At 64.3% G+C, this 21,179-nt stretch carries 17 protein-coding genes; 11 read left to right on the top strand and 6 right to left on the bottom strand.

Annotation, left to right across the window (positions count from 1 at the left end):
* The first annotated feature begins 5 nt into the window (after positions 1-5).
* Entirely contained in the window at positions 6-284 is a 279-nt protein-coding gene (locus PLD_RS12930) for a hypothetical protein (protein ID WP_134929251.1), read from the top strand.
* Entirely contained in the window at positions 281-1,606 is a 1,326-nt protein-coding gene (locus tag PLD_RS12935) for an MFS transporter (RefSeq protein WP_123394408.1), read from the top strand. The genes PLD_RS12930 and PLD_RS12935 overlap by 4 nt, the downstream gene beginning before the upstream one ends.
* Before the next feature lie 33 nt (positions 1,607-1,639).
* Here the strand turns inward: PLD_RS12935 and PLD_RS12940 are convergent, their stop codons facing one another.
* Positions 1,640-2,536, bottom strand: a complete 897-nt coding sequence (locus PLD_RS12940; RefSeq protein ID WP_159893156.1) for a LysR family transcriptional regulator — start codon at positions 2,534-2,536, stop codon at positions 1,640-1,642.
* 116 nt (positions 2,537-2,652) lie between these two features.
* Between PLD_RS12940 and mdlC the strand changes: the two genes are divergently transcribed.
* The 6 genes from mdlC to PLD_RS12970 all read left to right on the top strand — a co-directional run bounded on the left by mdlC (position 2,653) and on the right by PLD_RS12970 (position 10,626).
* On the top strand, positions 2,653-4,239 hold the full coding sequence (gene mdlC / locus PLD_RS12945) for a benzoylformate decarboxylase (protein WP_123394406.1): 1,587 nt from the start codon (positions 2,653-2,655) through the stop codon (positions 4,237-4,239).
* 82 nt (positions 4,240-4,321) lie between these two features.
* Entirely contained in the window at positions 4,322-5,713 is a 1,392-nt protein-coding gene (locus PLD_RS12950) for an MFS transporter (RefSeq protein WP_159893158.1), read from the top strand.
* 38 nt (positions 5,714-5,751) lie between these two features.
* Entirely contained in the window at positions 5,752-6,675 is a 924-nt protein-coding gene (locus PLD_RS12955; protein WP_159893160.1) for a ketopantoate reductase family protein, read from the top strand.
* Positions 6,676-6,829: 154 nt separating this feature from the next.
* Entirely contained in the window at positions 6,830-8,305 is a 1,476-nt protein-coding gene (locus tag PLD_RS12960; protein WP_159893162.1) for an aldehyde dehydrogenase family protein, read from the top strand.
* 121 nt (positions 8,306-8,426) lie between these two features.
* Positions 8,427-9,683 (top strand): OprD family porin, encoded by a 1,257-nt coding sequence (locus tag PLD_RS12965; protein WP_159893164.1) that lies wholly within the window; start codon positions 8,427-8,429, stop codon positions 9,681-9,683.
* Positions 9,684-9,912: 229 nt separating this feature from the next.
* Positions 9,913-10,626 (top strand): GntR family transcriptional regulator, encoded by a 714-nt coding sequence (locus PLD_RS12970; protein ID WP_016966916.1) that lies wholly within the window; start codon positions 9,913-9,915, stop codon positions 10,624-10,626.
* 6 nt (positions 10,627-10,632) lie between these two features.
* On the opposite strand, the gene PLD_RS12975 is transcribed toward PLD_RS12970, so the two are convergent.
* From PLD_RS12975 to PLD_RS12985, 3 genes are all read right to left on the bottom strand, one after another.
* Positions 10,633-11,583: a PDR/VanB family oxidoreductase gene (locus PLD_RS12975; protein ID WP_159893166.1), complete on the bottom strand. Its 951-nt coding sequence runs from the start codon at positions 11,581-11,583 to the stop codon at positions 10,633-10,635.
* A gap of 59 nt (positions 11,584-11,642) precedes the next feature.
* The gene (locus tag PLD_RS12980; RefSeq protein ID WP_159893168.1) at positions 11,643-12,701 is read right to left on the bottom strand and encodes an aromatic ring-hydroxylating dioxygenase subunit alpha; all 1,059 of its coding nucleotides are present in this window, start codon (positions 12,699-12,701) and stop codon (positions 11,643-11,645) included.
* Positions 12,702-13,000: 299 nt separating this feature from the next.
* Positions 13,001-14,149, bottom strand: a complete 1,149-nt coding sequence (locus PLD_RS12985; protein WP_159893170.1) for a MalY/PatB family protein — start codon at positions 14,147-14,149, stop codon at positions 13,001-13,003.
* Between the two features lie 388 nt (positions 14,150-14,537).
* On the opposite strand from PLD_RS12985, the gene PLD_RS12990 reads away from it, so the two are divergent.
* The 3 genes from PLD_RS12990 (at position 14,538) to PLD_RS13000 (ending at position 18,313) form a co-directional block, all read left to right on the top strand.
* Positions 14,538-15,785: a pyruvate carboxyltransferase gene (locus PLD_RS12990; RefSeq protein ID WP_159893172.1), complete on the top strand. Its 1,248-nt coding sequence runs from the start codon at positions 14,538-14,540 to the stop codon at positions 15,783-15,785.
* Entirely contained in the window at positions 15,778-16,725 is a 948-nt protein-coding gene (locus tag PLD_RS12995) for an AEC family transporter (RefSeq protein ID WP_159893174.1), read from the top strand. Before PLD_RS12990 ends, PLD_RS12995 begins: the two co-directional genes overlap by 8 nt.
* Before the next feature lie 547 nt (positions 16,726-17,272).
* Positions 17,273-18,313: an ABC transporter substrate-binding protein gene (locus PLD_RS13000; protein ID WP_159893176.1), complete on the top strand. Its 1,041-nt coding sequence runs from the start codon at positions 17,273-17,275 to the stop codon at positions 18,311-18,313.
* Between the two features lie 457 nt (positions 18,314-18,770).
* Here the strand turns inward: PLD_RS13000 and PLD_RS13005 are convergent, their stop codons facing one another.
* A complete protein-coding gene (locus PLD_RS13005) occupies positions 18,771-19,649 on the bottom strand; it encodes a LuxR C-terminal-related transcriptional regulator (RefSeq protein WP_159893178.1) in 879 nt (292 codons plus the stop codon).
* Between the two features lie 77 nt (positions 19,650-19,726).
* Positions 19,727-21,142, bottom strand: coding sequence for an aminotransferase (locus tag PLD_RS13010; RefSeq protein ID WP_159893180.1), 1,416 nt, complete (start codon positions 21,140-21,142; stop codon positions 19,727-19,729).
* Between the last annotated feature and the right edge of the window lie 37 nt (positions 21,143-21,179).

Genomic DNA, 21,179 nt, shown 5'->3' on the forward strand with positions numbered 1-21,179 from the left:
TCCCTATGGAAATTAACCCCGACCCTGGTTGGCCTGGGACCTTTTGCTCAGCCGTTTCAGCCCGTTCGTCTCTTGTTATTGGATCCATTAAGCGCTTTATTGGCGACCTGGCGATGGCAGGAGCCCTCCTGACCGTCGGCAATAAAAACAACAAAAAGGGTTTCGCCATGAATGTCTTATCGACGGCGTGCAGCCGCCTGGCTGGCGCGCGCTGGCTGTCTGTGTGCACAGGTTCTTTGGGTGTTGCGCTTCGGGTCCTGGCCGAACGGCAGGTGCGCCCATGAACCACGATCTCAAGCAACGGGTCGACCAGGGCCCGATGGGCGCCTTCCAGTGTCTGGCGATCGGCATCTGCATCGTCCTCAACATGATCGACGGCTTCGATGTGCTGGTGATGGCCTTCACCGCCGCTTCGGTGTCTGCCGAGTGGCAGCTCAATGGCGCGCAGGTCGGCCTGCTGCTCAGTGCCGGGTTGTTCGGCATGGCCGCCGGTTCGCTGTTTATCGCGCCCTGGGCCGACCGCTTCGGCCGCCGGCCGCTGATTCTGGGGTGCCTGTTGCTGTCCGGTGTCGGCATGTTGCTTTCGGCCACCAGCCACAGCCCCTTGCAACTGGCGCTGTTGCGCGGCCTCACCGGGCTGGGCATCGGCGGCATCCTGGCCAGCAGCAATGTGATCGCCGCCGAATACGCCAGCCGTCGCTGGCGTGGGTTGGCGGTGAGCCTGCAATCCACCGGCTATGCCCTGGGGGCCACCTTGGGCGGCTTGCTGGCGGTGTGGTTGCTGAGCCATTGGGGCTGGCGCTCGGTGTTTGTGTTTGGCGGCATCGTCACCTTGCTGGTGATCCCTCTGGTGCTGCTCTGGCTCCCTGAATCCCTGGACTTTCTCCTGGCCCGGCGCCCGGCCGACGCTTTGTTGCGGGTCAATCGCCTGGCCCAGCGCCTGGGCCACCCGGAACTGGCGCGGCTGCCCGCTGCGGCGCTGCGCGAGGAGGGCGCTGTCAGTGGCTTTGGCCAGCTGTTCGCCGGGCCGATGCGGCGCACCACGCTGCTGATCTGGCTGCTGTTTTTCCTGGTGATGTTCGGCTTCTACTTCGTCATGAGCTGGACCCCGAAACTGCTGGTGGCCGCTGGGCTTTCGGCGCAGCAGGGGATCACCGGCGGGGTGCTGCTGAGTGTCGGCGGGATCTTCGGCGCGGCGCTGATCGGCGGCTTGTCCTCGCGCTGGCCGCTGACCCGGGTGCTGTCGCTGTTCATGCTGGTGACCGCCGGGCTCCTGGTGCTGTTTGTCGGCAGTGCTTCGTCGATTGCCGCGGCCCTGGGCCTGGGGCTACTGATCGGGCTGTTCGCCAACGGCTGCGTGGCCGGGCTCTATGCCTTGTCGCCGGTGGTCTACGACGCTTCGGTGCGGGCTACCGGGGTGGGCTGGGGGATCGGCATCGGGCGCATTGGCGCGATTGTCTCGCCGACGGTGGCCGGGGTGCTGCTGGATGCCGGCTGGCAGCCCCTGCACCTGTATGGGGTGTTTGCCGTGGTCTTCGTGCTGGCGGCCGGTTGCCTGTTGTGGCTGCGACCGGCGTCGCCGCAGGCGCAGGCAGCCCTGGCCTAGCCCGCGAAACTGGAAGCGGCAGCGGGCGCCGCTTCAAGACTGGCCGTCGATGATCGCCGCGGCCACGGTCTGGCGGAACCAGGTCAGGGCGGCGGAGCTGTCGCTGTTGGGGTGCCAGTGCAGGGACACGTCGAATTCCCCCACCGGGAACGGCAGCTCCAGTTGCTGCAGGCCGCCTTCGAGGATGAACAGGCGGGCGATCTGCGCCGGCAGCACCGCCAGCAGGTCGGTGCCGGGCAGGATCTTGGGCAGCACCGAGAAGTGCGGCACCTGCAGGCTGATGCGGCGCTTGGCGTTCATCTGCTTGAGCACGTCCTCGACGCTGCCGTGGCCGGTGGTGCGGGTCACGGCGATGTGCCGCTCGGCGAGGAACTGCTCCAGGCTCAGTTGGGTGCCGATGCGCGGGTGGCGGTCGCTGAGCAGGCACACGTAGCGCTCGCGGATCAGCACCTGGCTGCGGGTGCCGGTCAGGGGCTTGCGGCAGATCAACGCGTCGACCTTGGCGCTGCTCAGCCATTCGCCGGCCTGATCCACCTGCAACGGCAGGACCTCGACTTCGGCCTCCGGCGCTTGCTGGTTCAGGCGCGCCAGGATCAGCGGCAAGAAACCCATTTCGCCGAGGTCGGAGAGGGCGATGCGAAAGCGTCGCTCGGTGGTGGCCGGGTCGAAGCGGCGGGTGCTGTGCACGGTGTTTTCGATCCGCGTCAGGGATTGGCGAAGGGGCGGGTACAGCTCATCGGCCAGTTGGCTGGGCTGGATGCCGTCGCGGGTGCGGCTGAACAGGCCGTCGTCGAACAGCTCGCGCAGCCGCGCCAGGGCGTAGCTGACCGAGGGCTGGGTGACGAACAGGCGCTCGGCGGCCAGGGTCACGCTGCGGGCCTCATAGAGGGTGACGAAGGTGCGGATCAGGTTCAGATCGATGTGGCTCATGTTGCCTCATGGATATAGATGGATCTTATTTTTAATAAAAATAGTATCGATTTGATCAATTTCATCGCGGCTGCAAGAGTAACTCAAATTCTAAAAAAGCAGCGGCAAAGGTCCCTATGAAAACCGTCCATAGCGCTTCCTACGACATCCTCCGGCAACACGGCCTGACCACGGTGTTCGGTAACCCGGGTTCCAACGAGCTGCCCTTTCTCAAGGGCTTTCCTGAAGACTTCCGCTACATCCTCGGCCTGCATGAAGGCGCGGTGGTCGGCATGGCCGACGGCTTCGCCCTGGCCAGTGGCCGGCCGGCCTTCGTCAACCTGCACGCGGCGGCGGGCACCGGCAACGGCATGGGGGCGCTGACCAATGCCTGGTACTCCCACAGCCCGCTGGTGATCACCGCCGGCCAGCAGGTGCGTTCGATGATCGGTGTCGAAGCCATGCTGGCCAATGTCGATGCCGCACAGCTGCCCAAGCCCCTGGTCAAGTGGAGCCATGAACCGGCTTGCGCCGAGGATGTGCCCCGGGCCCTGAGCCAGGCCATCCATATGGCCAGCCAGGCGCCCAAGGGCCCGGTGTACCTGTCGATTCCCTACGACGACTGGGCCCGTCCGGCACCGGCCGGGGTCGAGCATCTGGCCCGGCGGCAGGTGGCCAGCGCCGGGCTGCCCGCGGCGGCGCAATTGCGCCATCTGGTGCAGCGCCTGGCGGCGGCGCGTAACCCGGTGCTGGTGTTGGGACCGGATGTGGACGGCAGCCAGAGCAACCACCTGGCGGTGCAACTGGCGGAACGACTCGGTATGCCGGCCTGGGTCGCGCCGTCCGCGTCCCGCTGCCCGTTTCCGACCCGCCACCCGAGCTTTCGTGGGGTGCTGCCGGCCGCCATCGCCGGCATCAGTCGCTGCCTGGCGGAGCATGACCTGATCCTGGTGGTGGGCGCCCCGGTGTTCCGTTATCACCAGTTCGCCCCGGGGGACTACCTGCCCGAGGGCACTGAGCTGCTGCACATCACCTGCGACCCGGCCGAGGCGGCGCGGGCGCCGATGGGCGATGCGCTGGTGGGGGACATCGCCGAGACCTTGCAGGCCCTGGTCTGGGCGCTGCCGGAGTGCGACCGGCCGCAGCCGGCAGCCTTGCCAGCGCCTGCGCCGGTCGCGGAAAGCGGCGGCCTGCTGCGCCCGGAAACCGTGTTCGATGTGATCAACGAGCTGGCGCCCAAGGACGCGATCTACGTCAAGGAATCCACCTCCACCGTCGGTGCCTTCTGGCAGCGGGTGGAGATGCGTGAACCCGGCAGTTACTACTTTCCGGCGGCTGGTGGCCTGGGCTTCGGCCTGCCGGCGGCGGTGGGGGTGCAACTGGCCCGGCCCGAGCGGCGGGTGATCGGGATCATCGGCGACGGCTCGGCCAACTACGGCATCACCGCGCTGTGGACCGCCGCCCAGTACCAGGTCCCGGTGGTGTTGATCATTCTCAAGAACGGCACCTACGGCGCCCTGCGCTGGTTCGCCGACGTGCTGCAGGTCAGCGATGCGCCGGGGCTGGACGTGCCCGGCCTTGATTTCTGCGCCATCGGCCGCGGCTATGGCGTGCACGCGGTGCAGGCCAATACCCGCGAGGAATTTGCCGAGGCCTTGAGCGCGGCCTTGGCGGGCCAGCGCCCGGTGCTGATCGAGGTGCCGACCCTGACCATCGAACCCTGAGGACTGTCTTGTTGCCGGGCCAGCTGCCCGGCCGTGCCCACCGCAGCTTGCGGACTCACCAGAAGAATAAAAAGAGGTGGTTATGAACACGACTACGGTCATTGCAGCGATCGACAATGCGCCCCAGCCGGCGCGCTCCGCTGCCTCCCATGCCGACATCGGCACCTTGCTCGACCATGGCCCCTTCACCGGCATGCAGAAGCTGGTGGTGTTCCTGGCGGCGCTGTCCATCGTCATGGACGGCTTCGACGGCCAACTGATCGGTTTCGCCATTCCGCTGATGATCAAGGAGTGGGGCATCACCCGCGAGGCGTTCGCCCCGGCGGTGGCGGCCGGGCTTATCGGCATGGGCATCGGCAGCGCCTGTGCCGGGCTGTTCGCCGACCGTTTCGGCCGGCGCATGGCGGTCATCGCCAGCGTGTTCGTGTTCGGCGCGGCCACCTGCGCCATTGGTCTGGCGCCCAATGCGCTGGCGGTGGCGGTGCTGCGCTTTATCGCCGGGCTGGGCATCGGTGGCGCGCTGCCCAGCGCGACCACGGTGACGGCCGAATTCACCCCGGCGCGGCGGCGCACCCTGGCGGTGACCGCGACCATTGTCTGCGTGCCCCTGGGCGGGATGCTGGCGGGGCTGTTCGCGTCCCATGTGTTGCCGCTCTATGGCTGGCGCACGCTGTTCTTCATTGGTGGCAGCCTGCCCATCGTGCTGGGCTTCGTGTTGCTGGCGACGCTGCCGGAGTCGCCGCGTTTCCTGGCGCGTCGACCGCAGCGCTGGGTTGAGTTGAACGCCCTGCTGGGGCGCATGGGGCGGCCCATGGCCTCGGGGGTGAGCTACAGCGATGCCCTGGAGCAGAAGAGCGAGAAGCAGGGCGGTTTCCGCGCCTTGTTCGCCCAGGGCTACGGACGCGACACCCTGGCCCTCTGGGTGGCCTTCTTCATGTGCCTGACCGCGGTCTACAGCGCCTTCAGCTGGCTACCGACCATGCTCCTGGCCGAAGGCCTGGAGCTGTCGGTGGCCGGTTCCGGGTTGACCGCCTACAACCTCGGCGGGGTCATCGGTGCGTTGGTCTGTGCGCTGGCCATCACCCGTTGGGGCTCGTTCTGGCCGCTGCTGATCTGCTGTGCCGGGGGCGCGGCCAGCGCCTTCCTGCTGCAGGTGGTGGATATCCACCAGAACACCGGTCTGCTGATTTTCGGTTTCGGCGTGCACGGCCTGTTCGTCAATGCGGTGCAGTCCACCATGTACGCGCTGTGCGCCTTCATCTACCCGACCGGCGTGCGCGCTACCGGCACCGCTTCGGCCCTGGCCTTCGGGCGCCTGGGGGCGATCCTCAGTGCCTTCGCCGGGGCCCTGGTGATCACCCAGGGCGGGGCCCATGGGTACCTGACGCTGCTGGGCTCGGTGATGCTCATGGCCTTGCTCGCGCTGCTGATCGTGCGCCGGCACATTCCCCGGCGCCTGCCGGGCCAGTCATGAACGCAGTCCTTGAAACGGCCATTCAATCAGGAGGTTCGATGCACATCACCATTCTCGGCGCGGGCGCCATGGGTTCGCTGTTTGGCGGCCTGCTGGCGGAAAGCGGGCAGCAGGTAACGCTGCTGGACATCAATGACGCGCACCTTGCGGCGATCCAGCGCGATGGCCTGTTGCTGGCGACCGACCACGGCGAGCGGCGCATCACCGGCCTCAATGCTTGCCGCCCGGAACAGGCCAGCGGGCACCCGGACCTGTTGCTGGTCTTCACCAAGACACTGCACACCGACAGCGCCTTGCGCAGTGTGGCCGGGCATATCGCCGGGCACACCCGGGTGCTGACCCTGCAGAACGGCCTGGGCAACGCCGAAGCCTTGTCGCGGCATGTGGCCCCGCGGCAGGTGCTGATCGGCATGACCAACTGGCCGGCCGACATGGTCGGGCCGGGGCAGGTGCATTCCCACGGCCAGGGCATGGTCCGGATGCTGGCCCTCGACGAGGGTGAGCGCCAGGCCAGCACAGAGGTGGCGGCGGTGCTGGACGCGGCCGGGCTCAACTGCGCGGTGGACCCCGAGGTCTGGACTTCGATCTGGGAGAAGGTCGCCTTCAACGCCGCTTTGAACAGCCTGTGCGCGGCCACTGGTTGCACCGTGGGCCAGTTGGACGCGGCGCCGGAAGGCGTGGCGCTGGCCCGGGCCATCGTCATGGAGGTGGTGGCCGTGGCCGGCACCCGGGGGATAGTGCTGGATGCCCAGCGCTGCCTGGATAGCGTGGCCTTTGCCATGGCCAACCACCGCACCCACAAGCCCTCGATGCTGCAGGACGTGCTGGCCGGGCGGCCCACGGAAATCGGCGCGATCAACGGCCAGGTAGTGGCCCGGGCGCGAGAGGCGGGGGTGGCGGTGCCCCACACCGAAACCCTGCTCGGTCTGCTGCGGCTGATCGAACAACGCGCTGCCGTGTAGATACCGGCTTGCCGGCGAAGAGGGCCTTGGGTCTTGTGTGTTTCTTGCGGGCGTCTTCGCTGGCAAGCCAGCTCCTACACAAGCCCGCCCCCATACAAGCCGGTTTTTGGGTGACACATCGGTTTATGCATGCTGTTCCATGAGGAGATTTTTCATGAGTGAATCCAACGCGGTCTATCGCGATCTGCATCTGCAACCCATCGCCGGACAGTGGCGCGCCGGTGCCGTCGGCAAGACCCTTGCGGTGACCAATCCGTTTGACGGCGCGCTGTTGCTGGAAGTGGCCCAGGCCAACCGCAGCGACCTGGATGCGGCCTATGCCAAGGCCGCCCAGGTGCAGCCGCAATGGGCGGCCCTGGGCCCGTCGCAGCGCGCGGCGGTGCTGCATCGGGCGGTGGCGATCTTCGACCAGCGCCAGGAAGAGATCGTCGACTGGATCATCCGCGAATCCGGCAGCACGCGGATCAAGGCCCTGGCCGAATGGGGCGCGGCGCGGGCCATTACCCTGGAGGCAGCGTCGTTCCCGGCGCGGGTCCATGGGCGGATTGTCGAGTCCGATGTGCCGGGCAAGGAAAGCCGCGTCTACCGCAGCGCCCTGGGGGTGGTGGGGGTGATCAGCCCGTGGAACTTCCCGCTGCACCTGACCCAGCGTTCCATCGCCCCGGCCCTGGCCCTGGGCAACGCGGTGGTGGTCAAGCCGGCCAGCGATACCCCGGTGTGCGGCGGCCTGCTGCTGGCCAGGATCTTCGAGGAAGCGGGGCTGCCGGCTGGGGTGTTCAGTGTGGTGGTGGGGGCCGGCAGCGAGATTGGCGATGCTTTTGTCGAGCACCCGGTGCCGGCGCTGATCACCTTCACCGGCTCGACCCCGGTGGGGCGCGGTATCGGCCGCATCGCCAGTGGTGGCGAGCATCTCAAGCATGTGGCTCTGGAGCTGGGAGGCAACAGCCCGTTCGTGGTGCTCGACGATGCTGACCTTGAGCAAGCGGTGAACGCCGCGGTGTTCGGCAAGTTCCTGCACCAGGGGCAGATCTGCATGGCGATCAACCGGATCATCGTCGATGAACGGCTGTACGACGCCTTTGCCCAGCGCTTCGTGGCCCGGGTCAAGCAGCTCAAGGTGGGTGATCCGCAATCGCTGGAGACCGTGATCGGCCCGGTGATCAACGCCCGCCAGTTGCAGGGCCTTCAGGACAAGATCGCCCTGGCCCGCGAGCAGGGCGCCGAGCCACTGTACGAGGGCGGTGCGAACGGCAATCTGCTGGCGCCCCATGTGTACGGCGAGGTGCGCGCCGACATGGACCTGGCGCGCCATGAAATATTCGGCCCGCTGGTGGGGCTGCTGCGCGCCCGGGACGAAGCCCATGCCCTGGAGCTGGCCAATGCCAGCGAGTTCGGCCTGTCCAGCGCGGTGTTCACCGGCAACCTGGAACGCGGGGTGAACTTCGCCCGCCAGGTGCGCGCCGGCATGACTCACATCAACGATGTGCCGGTGAACGATGAGGCCAACGCGCCTTTCGGTGGCGAGAAGAACTCCGGGCTGGGACGCTTCAACGGCGACTGGGCGATCGACGAATTCACCCGGGACCACTGGATCAGCCTGCAACACCGGCCGCGTCAGTATCCCTTCTGATCCGGCCCTCTGAATAACCCCCGGCCGCCCAGGCCGGGTTTTTTGCGCATCCGTGAGTGGACGGGCCGTTGCCGGCCTGTCGGGGCACGGCTGCGCCTATGCAAAGCGGAGAACAATAATAATGAACACCCGTCATCCGATGCTGTGCCGTTCCCTGGTCGGGGCTTGCCTGTCTGCGGGCCTGTGCGGCCCTTCCTGGGCTGGCGACGACAGTGGTTTCTTCGAGGGGAGCAAGACCGACCTGCTGTTGCGCAACTACTACTTCAACCGGGATTTTCGCGACCACGACGCGCCCAAGGGGCAGATCGAGGAGTGGGCCCAAGGCTTCATCCTCAAGTTCAGTTCTGGTTACACCCCAGGCACCGTGGGGGTTGGCCTGGATGCCATCGGCCTGTTCGGCCTCAAGCTCGACAGCAGCCGCCAGGTCAGCGGTTCGGAGTTGCTGCCGGTGCACGACGATGGCCGCGCCGCGGATAATTTCGGCCGCGCCGGGGCGGCCTTGAAGGCGCGGATTTCCGCCACCGAGTTCAAGCTCGGCGAACTGCTGCCGGATGTGCCGCTGCTGCGCTATGACGATGGCCGCCTGCTGCCGCAGACCTTTCGCGGGGCCATGCTGGTGTCCCGCGAGATTGACGGCCTGGGCCTGCAGGCCGGGCAGTACCGGGCCGTGAGCCTGCGCAACTCGTCAGACATGCAGGACCTGTCGGCCTGGGCCGCGCCTGGGGTGAAGTCCGATGGTTTCAACTATGTGGGTGCCGACTACCGCTTCAACCAGCAGCACACCCTGTTCGGCGCCTGGCATTCGCAACTGCAGGACATCTACCGCCAGAGCTACTTCAACCTGCAGCACAAACAGCCGGTGGGCGATTGGGTGCTGGGGGGCAACCTGGGTTACTTCATCGATCGCGACGATGGCAGCGCGCGCATCGGCCGCATCGACAGCCACACCGCCTATGGCCTGTTCTCCGCGGCGAGGGCCGGGCACACGCTGTACCTGGGGGTGCAGAAGGTCAGTGGCGACAGCCCCTGGATGTCGGTCTACGGCAGCAGCGGCCGGACCCTGGGCAACGACATGTTCAACGGCAACTTCAGCAACGCCGGCGAGCGTTCCTGGCAACTGCGCTACGACTATGACTTCGCCGCTTCCGGGGTTCCCGGGCTACTGGCCATGGTGCGTTACGGGCGTGGCGACAACGCCACCACCAAGGCCGGCAAGGATGGCCATGAGTGGGAGCGCGATACCGAAATCGGCTACACCCTGCAGAGCGGCAGCCTGAAGAACCTCAACCTGCGGCTGAACAACGCCACCAACCGGCGCAGCTTCAACAGCGACTTCGACCAGACCCGGTTGATCGTCAGTTACCCGCTGTCGTTGTGAAAAACCTGTAGCCGCTGCCGAAGGCTGCGAACGGCTTGGGCGGCATTCCGACGCAGCAGGCGCGGCGATTCCAAGGGCGCTGGAGGTTCGGCGGGAGATCGTCAGGCAAGGTCCTGCGGACCTTTGCGCAGCTTCGCAGGCTCAGCAGCGGCTACAGGGTGTGTCGGGATGCGTGTTGTGGTGGGCTCTGCGTTATGATGGCCGCCCGTTTTTTCAGGAAGCTGCCCGCATGAGTAAACCCGGTCAAACGGTGCTGGTCGCGCTGCGCAAGATGATCGCCTCGGGCGAGCTGGCGGCAGGCGAGCGCTTGATGGAAGTGCCGACCGCCGAGCGCTTCGGGGTGTCGCGCATGCCAGTGCGCATGGCCTTTCGCACCCTGGAGCAGGAAGGCCTCTTGGTGCGTTTCGGTGGCCGCGGGTTTCAGGTGCGCTCGGTCAGCGCCGAGGACATCGCCGGGGCGGTGGAGGTGCGTGGTGTGCTGGAAGGCCTGGCGGCGCGCCAGACCGCCGAGCGCGGGCTGTCGGCCGAGGGCCGTGCGATCCTTGAGCGCTGTCTGGTCGAGGGCGATGCGCTGTTCGACAAGGGCTATGTCAACGAGGAAGACCTGGAGGTCTATCACGACCTCAATATGCGTTTTCACCAGGTGATCGTGGCGGGCAGCGGCAACCCGGCGATCGCCGATGCCCTGGCGCGAAACGACCATCTGCCGTTCGCCTCGGTCACCGCCCTGGCGGTGGATCGCCAGGACATGGCCCGGGAATACCGGCGCTTCAACTACGCCCATATGCAGCATCACTCGGTGTTCGACGCCCTGGTCAACGGCCAGGGCGCGCGGGCCGAAGCGCTGATGCGCGAGCATGCCAACGCCACCTTGCGTTACGCCGAGATCTTCGGCTCGGCGCTGGCCGATGAGCGCATGAAGCTGATCCTGCCCTCGCCGTGAGTGGCGCTAGAGGTCCAGCACCAGCAACGGGGTTTTGGCCCGGGAGCAGCAGGGCGTGAACTGATCGTTGCGCGCCTGTTCGTCCTCGGTGAGGAACAGGTCGCGGTGCTCCGGCACCCCCTCCAGCACCCGGGTCAGACAGGTGCCGCAGATCCCTTGTTCGCAGGAAATCGCCACCTCGATGCCCTGGTCCTGCAGCACCTGGACCACGTTGCGATCGGCCGGCACCTGGAACACCTGTCCGCTGCTGGCCAGCCTGACCGCAAAACTGCCATCGGCGCTGTGGTCCACGGGCGCGGCGCTGAAATATTCGCGATGCAGGCAGTGTTCCTTCCAGCCCAGGGCTTGGGCGCTGTCCAGCACGTATTGCATGAAACCGCCGGGGCCGCAGACATACAGGTGCACATCATCCTGTGGCTCGGCCAAGGCGTGAGCGATATCCAGGGCAGTCTCGGGCTGTTCGTCGAAATGCAGGCTGACCCGCTCGGCGAAAGGCGATTGCCGCAGGCGCTGGACAAAGGCTGCGCGCTTGGCCGAGCGCGCGCAGTAATGCAGCTGGAAATCCGCGCCGTTGTGGGCCAGTTGCTCGGCCATGCTGAGGATCGGGGTAATGCCGATGCCGCCGGCGAACAGCAGGCTGCGTCGCGCGCCGGGGGCCAGGGGGAACAGGTTGCGTGGCTGGCTGATGCGCAGGCGCGCGCCCACCTGCAGCTCTTGGTGCAGGCTGCTTGAACCGCCTCGCGAGGCGGGATCCTTGAGCACCCCGATCAGGTAGCGGTGGCGTTCTTCGGGGTGGTTGCACAAGGAGTATTGGCGCGCCAGGCCGTTGGCCAGGTGCACGTCGATATGGGCGCCGGCGCTGAAGGCGGGCAGGGGGCTTGCGTCGGCCGCGGCCAGTTCGAAGCTGCAGATGTCCAGGGCTTCGTCGTGGCGCGCGACCACCAGTACGTCGATCATCATCGGTCCTCGCCGGTGGCGGCATCCGCGCCACCAGCCTGTCGGGTTCGGGGGAGGGCTTAACGGCTTGCCGCGATCAGCGCTTCTCGGGGCTCGCGCTCCTGGGCGATCAGGCGTTCCAGCACCCGTCGCGACTGCACGCCGCCGGCGTCGATGTTCAGCTTGAGCAGGCTGCGCTGGGGTTGGGCGAGCAGGTTCTGCTGCTGGCGTTCGAGCATCTCCAGGTCTTCGCTGAAAATCTTGCCCTGGCCTTCGCGGATGCTCTCGGTGAGCGCCTGGTCCTGGGGATTGAAGTTGCGCGCCATGCCCCAGAAGTACCAGATCGAGGTGTCGCTTTCGGGGGTGATGAAATCCACCACGATGCTTGACGCCTTGTACTGCGCAGGGGCGTCGTAGCCACCGTGGCCGGCATGGGCCACGCCGACTTCGATCAGCACATGACTGGGCGGGCTGAAGCGGCAGATCTGCCAGCGGTCCACCGGCACGTCGTCGGCCAGCTGGTTGCCGCGCAAGGCCATGCGCCAGAAGGGCGGCGGCATGACGTTGTGCATGTGCCGGGCGGTGACCACCTGATCGCCGTCCACTGTGGTCTGTGGTGGCGCCTCGTCGATCTCCTTCTGGCCGATGCTGGAGGCGTGGACGTAGGTTTCGTGGGTCAGGTCCATCAGGTTGTCGATCATCAGCCGGTAGTCGCACTGGATGTGGAACAACCCGCCGCCATAGGCCCACTGATCGCTGTCGACCCATTCCAGGTGATGGATCAGCGCCGGGTCGGCCAGGGCCTGATCGCCGGGCCAGACCCAGATGAAACCGTAGCGCTCGACCGCGGCGAAGGTCTTGTTGCAGGGGAAGCCGCGAACCCGTTGGCCGGGCATCTCCACGGTCTTGCCGTCGCAGCCCATCACCAGGCCGTGGTAACCGCACACCAGGTTGCCGTTCTCGACATAACCCAGCGACAGCGGGGCGCCACGATGGGGGCAGAAATCCTCGACGGCGGCGACCCGACCTTCATGGGCGCGGTAGAACACCATTCGTTCGCCGCAGATCTGCCGGCCCAGGGGCTTGTCCTGCAATTCATCGGGGGTGCAGGCAACGTACCAGGCATTCTTGGGGTACATGACGTCTCTCCAGGCGTTTGTTGTTTTTATTTAATGGATCCATTAAATGGTTCGCGCTCTGGGGGTGTCAAACAAATACGTTGATTTAGTGTTCGGTAATCGGCTGTTTATCGGGGCTTGTAGGTTTATGGATCTATTGATCGGGTTTTATGGATCCATTGAGCATGTAGCTGGGCATGGTTCGCGCCAGGGTCGGGGCGGGGCGGGGCGGCGTGTGGCGTGGTGCAGGCAGGGCGCAGCGCCAGGGGCGGGAGTCTGGCGGCTGCGGTAGCGGGAGGCGGCTGTGGGAGGTGGGGCGCTCAGCGCCGTTGCAGGCTGTCCTGCAGGCGCTGGATGCCTTCTTCGAGCATGGCCCGCGGGCAACCGAAGTTCAGTCGCACGAATTGCCCGCAGTCGTCGCCGAACTCCAGCCCAGCGCTGAGGCCGACCTTGGCTTCCTTGAGGAAGTAGCCATGGGGATCGTCCAGCCCCAGCTCGCTGCAGTCGAGCCAGGCCAGGTAGGTGCCTTGTGGAGCGTGCATGCGGATGCCCGGCAAGCGGGTCTGTACCGCATGCAGCAGGTAGTCACGGTTGTCCTGCAGGTAGCCGAGCAGCGCCTGCAGCCAGGGGCCGCCGTGGGTCAGGGCGGCCTGGGTCGCTTCCAGGCCCAGGGGGCTGACGCTGTCCACCATGCCAGCACGGGCGTTGTTGAAGGCCAGGCGGGTGGCCGGGTCCTGAACGATGGCGAAGCAGGTCTTTATCCCGGCAATGTTGTAGGCCTTGGTCGCTGACATCAGGGTAATGGTGCGCCGGGCGATCTCCGGGCTCAGGGACGCAGTGGGAATATGCCGGCGCCCGTCGAAGCACAGCTGGGCATGGATCTCGTCGGAAATGATCAGCGCGCCTTGGTCCAGGCAGGCATTGGCCACGGCTTGCAGTTCTTCCCGGGGGAAGACCTTGCCCAAGGGGTTGTGGGGGTTGCTCAGGAGCATGGCGCCAGCACCTTGCAAGGCCTGGCGCAGGGCGTCCATGGGGGTGACATAGGTCCCGTGCTCGGTGAGCTCAAAGGGCAATTCGACCTTGTCCAGGCCCCAGTTGTCCGGCGCCAGGCGCAGCGGGCGGTAGTTGGGGGTCTGCACCACCACTGTTTGCCCGGGCTGGACGAACGCATGCAGGGCCATGTTGAACCCGGGCTCGACCCCGGGCAGGAAGATCAACTCGTCGGGTTGCACGCGCCAGGCGTAGTTGTTCCAGAGATCGGCGACCACGGCTTCGCGCAGTTCATCCCGGGGCACGCTGTAACCCAGCAACGGGTGTTCCAGGCGCTGGTGTAGGGCCTGGAGAATGCTGTCCGCCACGGCAAAGTCCATGTCCGCCACCCACATGGGCAGGACGTCCTCGGGGTAGCGGCTCCACTTGGTGCTGCCGGTGCCTTGGCGGGGATGCAGGGTGTCGAAATCGAAGCTCATGAGCGGGTCTCGTCGAATCGCATGGGGAAAGTGGGGGATTCTAGCCTTCCCTGAGGGCGGCCGGCAGGCTGGGTTGGGCCAGGCCCGGGCAAAGGGGGTATTCAAGGTGAGGGAGTGGGTGCGAAAAATGTCGGTTGTTTGCAGGCTGAAATATTGAAGTTGAAACCGGTGTTTATTTAAGGCGGAGTATTGTTTTTCTTTTATTTTATGGGGTTTGTGTCAAGGCACTTTTTTCTGATTATTTGTCATTGTTTGTTTCTGGATTTTTTAAGGATTGTCTTAGGTTGTGTTTTTTGGTTGGTGTTATATGGTGTGGCGGTTATTGGAGTTGTTCAAGGTTTAAACCTAAGTGGGTATAACAATAATCGAACCGCCAAGGAGCAGGGCAATGACGGCTGAAAGTGGAATTCGCTATCGTGATTATTCGGTCCCCTATCTAGTGGATGAAACCCTTCGGGAAGGAATTGAACGCACGGCCTTTCCCATTTCCGTGGACGCCAAGGTGGCGCTTCTCAAGTCCATGGCAGCAGCAGGCTTGAGAGATTTCGTGGTGGGCTGCGGGCCTGAAGAGCCGCTGGTCTGGGACCGTCTGCATCAGGCCCGGGAAGCCCATGAACTGCCTGCCGATACCCGCGCCACCTTCATCATTCTGCTCAACTGCTGGGAGACGGCTTTCGCTTACTTCCAGTCCCGCCAGCACCATCGCCAGTGGATCGCCGACACCGTGTTCAGCTTCGGCATGATCACCTACAGACAGGGCGAGCGGGAGTTCGAGCGGGCCATCGAGGCGTTCCGCAGCATCGGTGCCGTCCGGTTCAAGGCCAGCGTGCTCAACAATTTTCGCAAGGGTGTGTCTGAGCAGCGCTATGGCGAAATCCGCCGGCAAATCGACTGGGCCGCCAGCCTCGGAGTGGAGATCATCAGGATCAACGATTCGGTGGGCTCGCTGCAGCCCCATGTGACCCAGTGGCTGTGTTCGAAGCTGGTCAAGGATTATCCCCGGCTGGTGTTTTGCCTGCATGCCCACAACGACAATGGACTGGCCCTTGCCAATACCCTGCAAGCCATTCACTCGGGCTTTCAGATGGTTGAAGGGGCGTTGGCCGGTTTTGGCAATAGATCGGGTATTGCTCCCCTGGAGCAAGTAGTCAAGTTGTGCAAGGCCAATAATATAACTCTGGGTTCCTGTGAAGTTGATCTGGATAAGTTGATCGACGCGGCTCATCAGTGTGAAGACACCTTCTTGCAACTACCCAGTGTTTATCGGCCGGTGAGTGGCAAGTTGGAAACACTTTCCAACTACGGTGTTCTGAATATTCCGGACTTTCTCGAAACCCAGGATGAGAAGAGTTACTTCGTCAACTATGTCGGCCTGCATCCGCAAACCATTCGTCAGGCCTTGAGGCACTATTCAACGGCCGGGCTGGATGTGGCTGCAATGGCCGACGCGGACCTGTGGCCCATAGTGGAGAGCCTGAAAGTGGAGATGCAGGCCTCGATGAAGGACATCGAATCTCACTATCGGCGGGTCATGGGCGGGGTGATGGATTTCTACCGCGTCTCGACCTACACCCCCCGGCAATTGGCGCAGTACGCCGAACGGTGGATTGTTCGGGGGAGTGCCGCACATGGATAAGGTCTTTACCGTGGTGATGCCGTTGTTTGCGATGATCTTCGCCGGCTATTGGATAGTGCGGATCGGGGTCATCGGCAAGGAAACGGTAAAGGGCCTGGTGGGCGTCGTGTTCTGGCTGTTCCTGCCATGCTTCATTTTCATCAAGACCCTGGGCACTCGGGACCATGGCGAGCTGGATTGGGGGCTGCTCAGCGCCTACTACCTGGCTTGCCTGGTGACCTTCATCATCGCTGCGGTAGGTGGCTGGCTGATCTGGGGCGGCAATGGGCGCGTAGCCGGCCTGCGTGGGTTGTCGTCCATCTCGGGGGTGGTGGGGTACATGGGGTTGCCCCTGATGGTCATGGCCTTTGGCGATGAGGCGGCCTTGCCAACGTTGATGATCACCATGGCCGACAACCTGGTGATCCTGGCGGGTGGCGCATTGATCATGGAGCTCACCGCGCAACAGGAGGTGCAGGCCAAGCCGGATATCGGCCGCGTGCTGCTCACCACGACCCGTTCCATTGTCACCAACCCGCTGATCCTGGCCGTGCTGCTGGCCGTGCTATTCATTGTCCTGCAATGGCAGTTGCCCAGTCCGCTGCAGATTTTCGCCACGCAGATGACCAACGCTACCGGACCTTTGGCCCTGGTAGCCCTGGGCGCCGCCTTTGCCGTGCATCGCAATCAGAGCCTGATCAAGGGCGACGCCCTGGCGCTGGCACTGTTGAAGGTGGTGGTGCTGCCGGTGCTGGTGTTCGTTTCCGCCCGGTATGTGTTTAACCTCAGCGACTTCCTGATCAAGATTGCGGTGATCATGGCGGCCTTGCCGGTGGCGGTTAACGTTTTCATCCTGGCGTCGCGCTACAAGACCTATGAGACGCAGGTCTCCAGCAGCATGCTGCTCTCGGCAGTGATGGGCATCGGGGTCATCTCGGGGTTGCTGGTGGTGCTGGACTGATGCTCAAGCCTGCCGGCACATGACCGGCCATTGCACCCTGCAAGCGTTAGGCGCTTGCGGGGTGTTTTGTTTGCCTGTCCTGCGGCGTTCGCTGCAGGGCTGATGATCCCTGCGAAAACCTGCAGCAGCTTCCCGCAAAGCAGCTTTTCCCTTGCCTGTGCCTCACAAAAACCTCGTTTCGCAACGTTCCGGGTTATGGAAACAATGAACCCCTGCATACGCCTGCCCGACTGCCACGGGCGCCTGCGGCGATGCACTGCCGATCGATTTGTTCTTCCTACAAAAACAACAGGGAGCAAGCGATGAACCGCCATTCGAGCAAGACCGCGTCCGCTCACCCCGGACCGGTTGCAAACACTCCAAGCGAACGGGGCCACAGAGCCCGCAACGGTGACGATCCGGCTATCCGGCCTTTGCTGCCAGGCGCCTTGCACCGCTGACCAAGACTCGTAGTGCCTGGTGCAGTACCGCCCGTGAATACGGTCGCTTCCAGGCTCCTGATGTGCGGGTTCGTGCGGGCGAGCCGGCTTTCTTGAGGATGGGTTTCATGTCCAATACCTTGCGTTGCGGCGTTGCATTGTCCTGGGTTCTGCTATGCGCCGGGGCTTCGGCCCAACCGCAGAACCTCACCGTCATCTCCTTTGGCGGAGCCACCAAACAGGCTCAGGAAAAAGCCTACTTCCAACCCTTCAACCAAAGCGGGGCAGCCCGGGTGGTGGCGGGGGAATACAACGGTGAACTGTCGAAGATCAAGGCCATGGTCGATGTCGGCAAGACCAGTTGGGATGTGGTCGAAGTGGAAAGTCCGGAGTTGTTGCGCGGTTGTGACGAGGGCTTGTTCGAGCCTCTGGACCTGGCCCGCTTCGGTGATCCGGCGCAGTTTGTCCCGGGCACCCTGAGCGAGTGCGGCGTGGCCACTTATGTGTGGTCGATGGTCATGGCTTTTGCTCCACAGAAGCTGACCAAGGCCCCGAGTTCCTGGAGCGACTTCTGGAACCTCAAGGACTTCCCCGGCAAGCGCGGCCTGCGCAAGAGTGCCAAATACACCTTGGAAATCGCCCTGCTGGCCGATGGCGTTCCGGCAGCACAGCTGTACCAGGTGCTCAACACAGCAGAAGGCATCAGCCGGGCCTTTGCCAAGCTCGACCAGATCAAACCCTACATTCAATGGTGGGAGGCCGGCGCCCAACCGCCGCAGTGGTTAGTGGCCGGGGATGTGGTGATGAGCGCGGCCTACAACGGTCGGATTGCCATGGCACAGAAAGAGGGCATGCAGTTGAGTATCCTCTGGCCTCAGAGCCTATACGATCCCGAGTACTGGGCTGTGGTCAAAGGCTCGCCGAACAAGACGTTGGCCGAGGATTTCATCCTGTTCGCCAGCCAACCCCGGGCGCAGAAGGTGTTTTCGCAGAACATCCCCTATGGGCCGGTGCACCGTCAGGCACTGCCGCTGTTGCCTGAGGCGGTGCAGCAGCAACTGCCAACCTATGAGGCCAACCTGCAGGGCGCGCGGGCGGTGGATGCTGGGTTCTGGGTCGACCATGGCGAGGAGCTGGAGCAGCGCTTCAACGCCTGGGCGGCCCGTTGAAAGGCCGGTGATGTAATGAGAAAAGAGGGCCTGCACTCGCTGTGCAGGCCCTCTTTCGTGGGTGCGTTCAAAGCCGCTTCTGCAGTGGTGTCTCGGTCTGATGCACCGCCTTGCGACATACCTGTCGCAGCCCGGTGCAGAGGGTTGCGGTGATGGGCGATGGACTGTGCTGATGCAGCGCGCAGTGATAGGACGGTTGGCAACGTACCCGCCCCAGCATTAGCAGGCGACCGTCCGCCGGTCACGGGAGGGGCGAGCCAGTAGCATGTCCTAGGCATTGGCGGCTTCCAGCATTGCCGGTGTGTCACGGCAGCAGGCGCTGTTCGCTTGGATCATTCATGGCTTTCCTGACCATGGGCAGGCACGCCACCGATCACGGCTTCTGGCGCGATCGTGGAGAGGCTCTGGAGGCGCGTTTCAAACACTGGGCAGCGGCGAGCTGAAGGCATCCGCCGGTTCAATGGGCGGGGGCTTGAGGCCGCTGGGTCAGCCAGTCGATAAACAACGCGAACAGCTCAGCTTGGGAGCTGATGGCCAGCTTGGTGTAGAGGTTCTTGCGGTGCATGCGCACGGTTTCTGGAGAGATATCCAGCACCTTGGCCGTGGATTTCACCGAGTGACCGCGCAGGATCAAATGCGCGATCTCCCGCTCACGCACGGTCAGTAGCGGAGTGCCGAAGCTCATGAAGGCGGCTTCGATCTGCTGGTTGAGGTTGGCCGGTGCCAGGCCCGGCAGCGCGCTCTGAGTCGCGTGCTGGACCAGTTGCTGCAAGCCGCCGGCACTGCCGAAGCGCCGGATCAGCTCGCGCACCAGCGGTTCCACCGCCCGCAGCAGCACCAAGGGTTCGCTGGCGAAGCGCGCGCCACTCAAGCCCTGGAACATGCACAGGGAAATCTTGCTGTGCGGGTCGAGGTCGACGATGTAGTAACTGTCTTCGGCGCCCCCGGTCTTGAGGTAGTAGGTCTTGTAGTACTCGCTGGCGAAGAAGTCGTCCGGGGCAATTTCCGAGAGATGGTAGAAGCCCTCCGCCAGGCCGTTTTCCACCGCCAGGCAAAAAGGGTCGAGCAGGTAACCGCGGGAGAAATAGCGGTTGATGATCTCGTCACGGTACTCGCCGAATATGCCTTGTTCATGCAGCAGCTGTGGCGGCAAGCCTTTGCGTTCCAGGCTGATCATCATGGATTCGATGGGGGTCAGGGCATTCAGCGCTGCCGCCAGATGGGTGAGGAAGGTCTCCTGGTCGACGCTGCCCATTGCCTTGGCCACGCCGGCATGCCAGGCCTGCAGGGCATGGGCACAGAGGGGGGCGTTGAGGGAGTGGGCAGGTGCGCTCATGCCCGGCAGTTTAACTGCCGGGCGCGGGCCGGGTAAGACCCCGATTCGCAGTGCTGCCGGTGTCCGTTGTCGCTTCATTAATCTACGTACTGGCCTTCACTGCGCAGCTCGGCGGCGGCCTCAAGGATGCATTCGCGCAAGGTCTCGACGATCTCCTCGATCTGCGCGCGGGTAATGATCAGCGGCGGCGACATGACGTTGAGGTGGCCGATGGGGCGCACCAGCAACCCCTTGGCCTGGGCTCGCAGGTGGATGCGCTCGGCAATGTTCAGGGCCTCCGGCAACAGGCGCTTGCTGTGCTTGTCGGCGACAAATTCGACGCAGGCCATCAGCCGTTTGCAGCGCACGTTGCCGACCAGAGGTAGGTCCGCCAGGGTCTGTAGGCGTTGTTCCATGTAGGCCCCCACCTCCTCGACATGGGCCAGCAGGTTTTCTCGCTCGATGATCTCGATGTTCTTCAGTGCCGCGACGCAACTGACCGGGTGCCCGCTGTAGGTGAAACCGTGGGCGAAGCAACGGCCCTTGCCCGGTTCGCCGATCACCTGCCAGATGCGCTCGGAGAAAATGCACGCCCCCAGGGGCAGGTAGCCCGAGGTCAGGCCCTTGGCGGTGGTGATGATGTCCGGCTGCATGCCAAACACATCCTGCGAGGCGAAAAAGGCGCCCAGGCGACCGAACGAAGTCACCACCTCGTCGGCGACATACAGCAGGTCGTAGCGCTGGCAGATTTCCCACATGCGCCGGTGATAACCCTCGGGAGGAATGATCACACCGCCCGAGCCCATGATGGGTTCGGCGAAAAAGGCGGCCACCTTGTCCGGGCCGATGGTGAGGATCTTGTCCTCGAACTCGGCCACCAGAAACTCAAGGAAATCCGCCTCGCTCATGCCGGACGGGGCACGGTAGTAGTTGGGGCAGGAGATGTGGTGAAACAGGTCGTTCATGAAGTCGAATTCGGGCGCGCGGTCGGCGGCCTTGTTGCCGATGGACATGGTCAGGAAGGTGGAGCCGTGATACGAATTGATCCGCGAGATCACGTGCTTCTTTTCATGCTTGCCCCGACTGTTCTGATAGAACTGCACCAGGCGGTAGGCGGTGTCTACCGCCGTGGAGCCGCCCGTGGTGAGGAACACGTGGTTCAGGTCCCCCGGCGCGAGGCTGGCGAGCTTTTCACAGAGCTGGATGGCGCTGACGTTGGCCATGTCGCAAAACGGATTGGAATAGGCCAACTGCCGCACCTGATCGGCGATCGCTTCGGCCATTTCCTCACGGCCCAGGCCGATATTGGTGCACCACATGCCGCCGACCGCATCCAGGTAGCGGTGGCCGGCAGTGTCATAGATGTAGGCGCCATCACCGGCGGCGATGTTCAGCGAACCTTGCTCGCGATGCTCGTCGAACAGGTGGAAGCCGTGCATGTAATGGGCTTTGTCCGCGGCCACCAGTTGTGGGTCATCGAACTGTTGAAAAAAGGTTTTGGGTTGGATAGCCATGGGCTTCACCTCGGGTCGAGCCATTGGACGCAACGTC

This window comes from Pseudomonas sp. LD120 (assembly GCF_009861525.1).
Classification (GTDB): Bacteria; Pseudomonadota; Gammaproteobacteria; order Pseudomonadales; family Pseudomonadaceae; genus Aquipseudomonas.

What these genes read in the sequence shown, in the direction of transcription:
- PLD_RS12980 (WP_159893168.1), bottom strand. Translation starts at nt 12,701, where the DNA reads ATGTACCCCAAGAATGCCTGGTACGTTGCCTGCACCCCCGATGAATTG.
- PLD_RS12960 (WP_159893162.1), top strand. Translation starts at nt 6,830, where the DNA reads ATGAGTGAATCCAACGCGGTCTATCGCGATCTGCATCTGCAACCCATC.
- PLD_RS12990 (WP_159893172.1), top strand. Translation starts at nt 14,538, where the DNA reads ATGACGGCTGAAAGTGGAATTCGCTATCGTGATTATTCGGTCCCCTAT.
- PLD_RS12930 (WP_134929251.1), top strand. Translation starts at nt 6, where the DNA reads ATGGAAATTAACCCCGACCCTGGTTGGCCTGGGACCTTTTGCTCAGCC.
- mdlC (WP_123394406.1), top strand. Translation starts at nt 2,653, where the DNA reads ATGAAAACCGTCCATAGCGCTTCCTACGACATCCTCCGGCAACACGGC.
- PLD_RS12995 (WP_159893174.1), top strand. Translation starts at nt 15,778, where the DNA reads ATGGATAAGGTCTTTACCGTGGTGATGCCGTTGTTTGCGATGATCTTC.
- PLD_RS12940 (WP_159893156.1), bottom strand. Translation starts at nt 2,536, where the DNA reads ATGAGCCACATCGATCTGAACCTGATCCGCACCTTCGTCACCCTCTAT.
- PLD_RS13005 (WP_159893178.1), bottom strand. Translation starts at nt 19,649, where the DNA reads ATGAGCGCACCTGCCCACTCCCTCAACGCCCCCCTCTGTGCCCATGCC.
- PLD_RS12985 (WP_159893170.1), bottom strand. Translation starts at nt 14,149, where the DNA reads ATGAGCTTCGATTTCGACACCCTGCATCCCCGCCAAGGCACCGGCAGC.
- PLD_RS12975 (WP_159893166.1), bottom strand. Translation starts at nt 11,583, where the DNA reads ATGATCGACGTACTGGTGGTCGCGCGCCACGACGAAGCCCTGGACATC.
- PLD_RS12970 (WP_016966916.1), top strand. Translation starts at nt 9,913, where the DNA reads ATGAGTAAACCCGGTCAAACGGTGCTGGTCGCGCTGCGCAAGATGATC.
- PLD_RS12965 (WP_159893164.1), top strand. Translation starts at nt 8,427, where the DNA reads ATGAACACCCGTCATCCGATGCTGTGCCGTTCCCTGGTCGGGGCTTGC.
- PLD_RS13010 (WP_159893180.1), bottom strand. Translation starts at nt 21,142, where the DNA reads ATGGCTATCCAACCCAAAACCTTTTTTCAACAGTTCGATGACCCACAA.
- PLD_RS12950 (WP_159893158.1), top strand. Translation starts at nt 4,322, where the DNA reads ATGAACACGACTACGGTCATTGCAGCGATCGACAATGCGCCCCAGCCG.
- PLD_RS12955 (WP_159893160.1), top strand. Translation starts at nt 5,752, where the DNA reads ATGCACATCACCATTCTCGGCGCGGGCGCCATGGGTTCGCTGTTTGGC.
- PLD_RS12935 (WP_123394408.1), top strand. Translation starts at nt 281, where the DNA reads ATGAACCACGATCTCAAGCAACGGGTCGACCAGGGCCCGATGGGCGCC.
- PLD_RS13000 (WP_159893176.1), top strand. Translation starts at nt 17,273, where the DNA reads ATGTCCAATACCTTGCGTTGCGGCGTTGCATTGTCCTGGGTTCTGCTA.